The 6854-nt window shown below is 57.2% G+C and carries 7 protein-coding genes and 1 pseudogene; 1 reads left to right on the forward strand and 7 read right to left on the reverse strand.

The features are described from left to right. A partial coding sequence (locus tag ACXJ5O_RS15245) for an MFS transporter (protein WP_457300624.1) occupies nucleotides 1-1009 on the reverse strand: 1009 nt, incomplete at its 3' end. 155 nt (nucleotides 1010-1164) lie between these two features. Continuing rightward, a complete protein-coding gene (locus tag ACXJ5O_RS15250) occupies nucleotides 1165-1356 on the reverse strand; it encodes a hypothetical protein (protein ID WP_457300625.1) in 192 nt (63 codons plus the stop codon). Nucleotides 1357-1525: 169 nt separating this feature from the next. On the opposite strand from ACXJ5O_RS15250, the gene ACXJ5O_RS15255 reads away from it, so the two are divergent. Then, the gene (locus ACXJ5O_RS15255; RefSeq protein ID WP_457300626.1) at nucleotides 1526-2485 is read left to right on the forward strand and encodes a DUF2336 domain-containing protein; all 960 of its coding nucleotides are present in this window, start codon (nucleotides 1526-1528) and stop codon (nucleotides 2483-2485) included. On the opposite strand, the gene ACXJ5O_RS15260 is transcribed toward ACXJ5O_RS15255, so the two are convergent. The 5 genes and pseudogenes from ACXJ5O_RS15260 to ACXJ5O_RS15280 all read right to left on the reverse strand — a co-directional run. Next, nucleotides 2482-2829, reverse strand: coding sequence for a DUF1491 family protein (locus ACXJ5O_RS15260; protein ID WP_457300627.1), 348 nt, complete (start codon nucleotides 2827-2829; stop codon nucleotides 2482-2484). The two genes, ACXJ5O_RS15255 and ACXJ5O_RS15260, sit on opposite strands and share 4 nt — an antisense overlap. A 223-nt stretch (nucleotides 2830-3052) precedes the next feature. Then, on the reverse strand, nucleotides 3053-3862 hold the full coding sequence (locus tag ACXJ5O_RS15265; RefSeq protein ID WP_457300628.1) for a peptidoglycan-binding domain-containing protein: 810 nt from the start codon (nucleotides 3860-3862) through the stop codon (nucleotides 3053-3055). Between the two features lie 37 nt (nucleotides 3863-3899). Then, nucleotides 3900-5708, reverse strand: a complete 1809-nt coding sequence (locus ACXJ5O_RS15270) for a sensor histidine kinase (RefSeq protein ID WP_457300629.1) — start codon at nucleotides 5706-5708, stop codon at nucleotides 3900-3902. Nucleotides 5709-6042: 334 nt separating this feature from the next. Beyond that, nucleotides 6043-6148 (reverse strand): annotated as a pseudogene (locus ACXJ5O_RS15275) (Rieske family ferredoxin); the annotation flags it as partial. Nucleotides 6149-6214: 66 nt separating this feature from the next. After that, on the reverse strand, nucleotides 6215-6854 hold a 640-nt coding region (locus tag ACXJ5O_RS15280), incomplete at its 5' end, for a methyltransferase (protein ID WP_457300630.1).

Below are 6854 nucleotides of genomic sequence, written 5' to 3' on the forward strand. Positions count from 1 at the left end.
GCGCCGTGTCGAGCAGCGCGAACATAAGGAAAGCCCACACTATTGCGCTCACGACACCGAGTGCGAGCACCGGTCGCCGTCCCCAACGATCTGACAAGATCGCAAAGAGCGGAACGGCCAGCGCGTTGAACCCCGTACCTATCAAGAGAGCCATCAGGGCCGTGGACTTCGGTAGTTGCAGGACGGTGGTCACGTAGGTCAGCGTGAAGACAACGACCAACCCGTAGAGCACGTCGCCGCCGATGCGCGAACCGCCGGCCAGCAAAAGCCGGCGCCAATGATTGGTAACGACCTCCTTGATCGGAGCTTTGGCCTTGGTATGTGCTTCCTCAAGCTGTTTGAACATCGGCGATTCCTCGACGCCGCTGCGAACCCACAGCCCAAACGTGACCAAGGCAAGGCTGAGAAGAAAAGGCACGCGCCAGCCCCATGCGAGGAAAGTTTCGTTGTCCATGAGCGACGTAAAGCCATAGATCAGGCCGGTCCCAAGAAGGGTGCCCAGGGCAGGTCCCATCTGTGTCCACGAGGCATTGAGTCCCCGCTGGTCCTGCCGTCCATGCTCGACTGCCAGCAAGACCGCGCCCGCCCATTCGCCGCCGAGAGCAACACCCTGCACGAAGCGCAACGTTATCAGCAGCAGCGGCGCCAGTATTCCGGCGGAGCCATAGGTCGGCAGCAGGCCGATGGTCGCAGTCGTTAGCCCCATGATGATCAGCGTTATCACCAATACTGCGCGACGGCCGATCTTGTCGCCGAGGCGGCCAAAAAACAGGCCGCCGAGCGGGCGTGACAAGTAACCGATCGCGTAGGTGGAAAATGCCAGCATCGTGCCCACCATGGGATCGACGCTCGGAAAGAACAGCTGGCTGAAGACCAGCGCCGCCATCGTGTTGTAGATGGTGAAATCGTAATATTCGAGCGTCGTACCAACCATGCTGGCAAGGGCTAGACGCTTTGGATGAGCTGAAGGTAAGCCGAGACTCTCGGCGGTGCCGGTAATTGATGACATTGAAAATCTCTCTGTTGAAATGGTGTAAGAATAAACTTATCGCGCGTAATAATCTGCAATAGGATACGCAGCCGCCATTCGTGTCAAGCACGCAAGTGCGATAAAAGCTGATTTAATAAGCAAAGATGCGAGTTGCTTGAATAACGGGCAGCAGTTCAGCCCGGCTGCGGCATCGTATCGAAATATCTGCCCGGTGATTTTGGTTTGACGCGCTTTGGCGCTTCCGGTGCATAACGCTCGTAGCGCACGCCGGGAAAAATCGTGATTTCGGCAGTCGTCTGCCGTTCGTTGTCGGCAATGGTGCGGCGCTTGTTTGCGCTGCCTGGAAATGTGATGACCAACCCCATATCGCCCATCCGTTTTAGTTCGTTGATCTCCTTGATACGCCGATGCTTACGCGCGCACGATTTGCGCCATAATTTTCATTAGCCCACCGATGGTTAACGGGTTGCTAACGCTTCAAGGCTAATTTTAGCCATTGTTTAACCTCGTACTGCGTCTCGTGGAGTTGTGTTCGTGAAGTATCCTGAGTTTCGAGCGCTTGAAGACCGCAGTAGCGGCAGCAAGGCTGACGATCTCCTCACCGCGTCAATTACTGCCTTCTGCTGCGTCGCAAGACCGGCAAAGAGCGATGCGCAGCAACTCGAGGATCTCGCAGTCCCGCTCCTCGCCCTCGCCTCGCAGCGTGTGCGGCGCCATGCGGCCGCCGCCCTGTCGGAATTTTCCCACGCACCGAAACGGCTTGTCATCGCGCTCGCGGAAGACGAGGTGGATATATCTGCGCCGCTTCTGCTGCGCTCGCCGGTTCCGAATACGTCCGACCTGATCGACATAATCGCGCATAAGGGCCTTGGCCATGCGCGGGCGATCGCGCGGCGCGAGATCACCGATCCCGAACTTCTGCGCGTGCTGCATGGGTTCAATGACCCGGCCATCGAACGTGCTTTGACGCCTCAGTCGAATTTCGCCCATGGCAGGGAAAGCGACATGCCCGATACCCCCCCGACCCAGGAATCGCCGCGCCTGCGTGAAACGCGTGAAGCACTGAAGGCGCTGATGCGGGACAGCGATGCCGGCTTCTCCAGCGATCAGGCTTTGGCCGAACATCTTGTCGATGCGGCTCTTCTCGACCAGACCACCTCCTTCGAACAGGAGTTTTCCAAAGCGCTTGACCTCGATACCGACAGTGCAAAACGGATCATCGGCCATGGCCTGAATGCAGAACTGACGATCGCGCTGGCGTCTCTCGGGCTTTCTGCCGAGGCCGCACATCTCGTCCTCACAGGGCTGTTCGGCCTCGTGCACAAGGATCTGCATTCGCTGCGCCTCTTCGTGCAATCCTATCGCCAGATCGATCAGGAAAAAGCACAGGCGACCGTCGAGCGCTGGAAGGCCAAGGAAAACTCGCAGAAGCTACGGCAGAAACTGCGCGAGATGGCCGCGGATTTCGAGAACGGAGCGCGCAAGGTCTCCTAGTCTTTCGCGACCGGAAACAACTCCGAACGATCACCGCGATAATCCTCGATCTCGACGATCCATAAATCCCGATCCCAGCGCTTCTGCTTTTCCAGATCGTCATTGATTTCCATTTCAGCCACGCCGGTATTCAATGGCGTGAACAGCCGTTCATCTGGCTTCGTTTCATCGTAGACCATTTGCGGTGCGGGTCCGAAAAGATCGTAGCTCCCGTCAGCGTTGCGGAACTTGATGAAGATGGCACCGGCCTCAGCCGCGCCTTTGTTGCTCAACGCCGCAAACGCACCGGAGCCGTTCACCCGCCTGACCAGTGCGGCAACCCAGAATTCAGATGTCAGGCGCATGCAGTTTCTCTCAATTCGGGCGATGCAGTCGATGCCGATTATCTCTTCCCTTGCGGGAGAGAAAGGATTTACCTGGATTTAGCCTCTTTGCTAAATCCTCGGAAAATCCAAGTGAGGGGATAGTTCAACGAAGCAAATCCCCTCTCTGGCGATTTCTAGCACTTAGCAAGGGCTAAGATGCTGAAATCGGTTTCTCCCCCACAAGGGGGGAGATAGCCAGAGCTCAATTTATTAAACCTATTTCCTGCATCTTGGCGAGGAGCTTTTGATCCGGCTCACCCGTCACCGGCAGGCGAAACAGCTTCTGGAACTCGCTTACGGCATTCTTCGTGGACGTACCTACCTTGCCGTCAATCTCGACCATATCATTGCCGAATGCACGAAGGCCCGCCTGAACCCGTACGATCTCCGCGGGCGATAAGTCGCCGGCGCTCGCGACCGCTGCATTGTCTTGCGCCGGACTGGTCGAAACCTTTTGGATTGTAGCCTTTTCTTGCGTCTGTTCCGGCTTCTTCTCCGGTATGGCAATACTCGCGGTGGTCTCGCTGGCATTGTCGACAGCCTGCTCGGGCTCGATACCCATGGCGGCCGTTGCCTTGCGATAGGCATCAATAGCGGCACGAGTGCCTTTGCCCGAAATCCCGTCGACAGTGCCACTATAAAAACCCAGTGCCAGCAATTTCTGCTGCAGCTTGGCAACTTCCGGATCGCCGCCTGGCGCCAGAACCGGGTCACCATTGATCGCGGCGGCAATCGGGTCGGGGCTCTGCGGAACGGGAACAGATTTTACCTTGCGAATGGGCGCATCGGCCGATTGTGCCTGCGAGGTACCGCCCGGCAACGAAATATTGCTTTGCTTGACGGGTTTGAAAACGAGCTCCGGCCGTGTGCGGAAGAACACGCCTTCATGCACATGCGGCTGATACCAAAGCGCATTGGCGGAGATGAAACCGAGCGTGACCAGGAAGGCCGTCGTGCCGCCGGCAATACCAGGATTGCTGGCGATCAGACTGCCGGTTGCGAAAACAGCCACGGCGAACTTGCCTCGCCTCGGAGCGCGCCGCTTTTTGCTAGGCCGACTTACGGGCTTCCCCATGGGAACCTCCCTCGATATCGCTTTCGATCTTGAATTCGACAATGTTCGCCTCGTCCGAGAAATGTTCGATCACGGGACCGTCCAGGGGAATGCGCACATCTACAACCGTGCCCTGCCCCGGAGTACTCTTGATCCTCATCTCGCCGTCATGCAGCCCGACAAGGCCCTTGACCGTGGCAAGGCCAAGGCCCGTACCTTCGTGGTTGCGCGTGTAATCGTTCTGCACCTGCCGGAAAGGCTGGCCCAAGGTCTTCAGGTCCGCTTCGGCAATGCCAATGCCCGTATCGCTGACGGAGAATGCCAGCATGTTGTCTTCGATCAACGCATCGATGGTGACGACGCCGCCGCTCTCGGTAAACTTGATGGCGTTTGAAACCAGGTTGATCAGCACCTGATTGATGGCGCGGCTATCGGCAACGACATTGCCGATGCGCGGGCTGACGCGGTCGCACAAGGTCACGCCTTTTTGCGAGGCCTGGTGCGCCATCATGTCATGCACCATGGTCACGGCATTCTTGAAGGCAAAGCTCTCCGTGAAGATCGGATAGGTGCCCGCTTCGATCTTCGATACATCGAGAATGGCGTTGACGACCGAAAGGAGATGATTGCCTGACTGGTTTACAAGTTCCACGTATTCGCGCTGGCGTCCGGCCGGCAGCTTGCCGCAAATCTCCTGCAGCAGCACATCGGAAAAGCCGATGATGGAGTTCAGCGGTGTGCGCAGTTCATGGCTGACCGAAGCAAGGAACCGACCCTTGGCGATTTCAGCTGTTTCGACCTCACGGCGCGCAATTATCAGCGCATTGCGGTCAGCGACGGCTTGGGAAATATCGGTCGCGACAACGACAAAACCTGTCTCCTGGCTGTGCGGAACGGCGCGCAGACGATAGGTAGCGAAGCGCACGCTATGGGCGTGTTTCGACATCGCGCCCGGCGCAACACAGCGCAGCTTGATCTCGGCTGTCGCACTCGAAGCGCCGCTTTTCATATCCGACAGGAAACTCAAAAACGCAACGCGATCCGACACATGCACACGGTCGAGCAGAGGCGTGCCAATCAGGAGATTGCGTGCGATGCCGAACTGGTCCTGCGCATTGGGCGACAGCGAGAGAATGAGCCCATCCGTCCCGAGACTGAACACGACGCCGTCGATAGCGTTCTCCAGATCGGCTACGCGATCATCGCGGCGGGCAGCAGCGGTGCGGGCAGCGAGAGTGCTGGCTGTTCTGACAATGAGTGTCGCCAGATAACCCAATGAAGCAAGCAGCACCAAGGGCGACAATGTCACGCTTTCACCTGCCCGCATCGCAACGATGAAGAGTATCGCGAGCACCCCGGCGGCAATACCAGCCGGCAGGCGAATGGATTTCTCATTACGGCAGACAAACCAGCTTTCGAGAGGGATCGCCGCGGCCATGATCCAGAGCAGCAAATTCGTCGACGGTGCGATGACACCGATGGTGGCAACAGATAGCGAGTAGGCGAGGAGCGCGCTCACTCCGACCAATGTGCTGTTCTTCGATACCGAAAGCGCACCGCAAAAGATCATTGGAAGCGCCAGAACGCCGGCAACCAAGCTCAGCACCGCATCGAGTTCACCCGCGATCGAGTGGCTGGTGGTCAATGCGACAGCCAGCATCAGCGGCATGCCGAGAAACGCGCCGGCCATGCGCGCGTCCCGCTCGGCAGTGGCGCCACCAGTAGCGGACGGACTGACCCAGCGCTTGCACAGGCGTTTGTAGCCTGCCGCAATTTTCGACTGTGTGACGGAGTGGATCGGCACCAACTTTTTCCTGCTTTCCGCAAAATCCGGCCAGAGCCGGATAAGTCGCGGTCATTTCCCGAATGTTCTCTGCAACATTCCTGTCGGCGTTAACTTTTGCAGATGAGGCTTTAAGGAAAGGATAAAGCCGGGCCACCGGACGCCAAGCGAACCGTGTTTCAAGCGATTGTGACGGTCATGGTAAATGAAGGGTTTCGGCTTTGAGCAGCTTTGCCGTCCGAATCGCAAAGCACCGGTGTCGCGAGCCGCTTTTGAAAAGCGGACGGCATCGTAAGGACTGTAGAATTTAGTCAAGGCCGACGCGGACGCTAACCTCGCCTGGGGAAAAACGTCGTTACAAGGCAATCAGGATTTTGCCGTCTTCGACTTTCACCGGATACGTCCTCAGATTGACGCAGACGGGCGCGCCCTTGGCCTGTCCGATAGTCAAAGCGCCCATTCATTCGAAGCCGATTACGACACGTTGGCGCCAAGTCTAAAGCAACCAATAGCTATATCGCGACAAGCTATTTTAATCCGATCACCATCGAATCCGGGCCGACAAGCGGTTCGACCCGCGTTTTTGAAAATCCGACTTCGCGCATCCAGGCCTGACAGTCTTCTCCAGTGTAGTCGAACCCACCAGCAGTTTCGATCAGCATATTCAAGCTCATCAAAAGACCGAAAGCATTTTCCCGGCGATCATCATCGATGATGGCATCATAAACAACGACTGCGCCACCTTTCGGAAGAGCATCAAATGCCTTGCTTAGAAGCATTTTTTTCTGGGCAAGGTCCCAATCATGAAGGATGTGACCCATGACGATGACATCAACTTTCGGCAGAGGGTCCTCAAAGAAATCCCCTCCCTGAAACCGCACTCGGTCCGCCACCCCGCGGTGAGCAATAAATTCTTCGAAGACTGGCTTGACCGAGCGAAGATCGAAGCCGATGCCGGTGAGGTGGGGATGGGCTTGGGCAAGAGTGGCGGGTACCATGCCCTGAGCTGAGCCAAGATCCATGAAGGTTTTGTAGTCTCTCCATGGAAAGCTGCCGGCAATGGCGTGGGCCGCACCCGCGCTTATTCCACTCATCGCGCTCAGAAATCCTCGCAATCGTTCCGGATCGGCATAAATTGCCGCAAAGAAGTTTTCTCCTCCTCCCTTC

It is taken from the genome of Phyllobacterium sp. P5_D12, assembly GCF_054049495.1.

Coding starts and splice junctions, on each gene's coding strand:
- ACXJ5O_RS15250 (WP_457300625.1), bottom strand. CDS start 1,356: ATGGGGTTGGTCATCACATTTCCAGGCAGCGCAAACAAGCGCCGCACC.
- ACXJ5O_RS15260 (WP_457300627.1), bottom strand. CDS start 2,829: ATGCGCCTGACATCTGAATTCTGGGTTGCCGCACTGGTCAGGCGGGTG.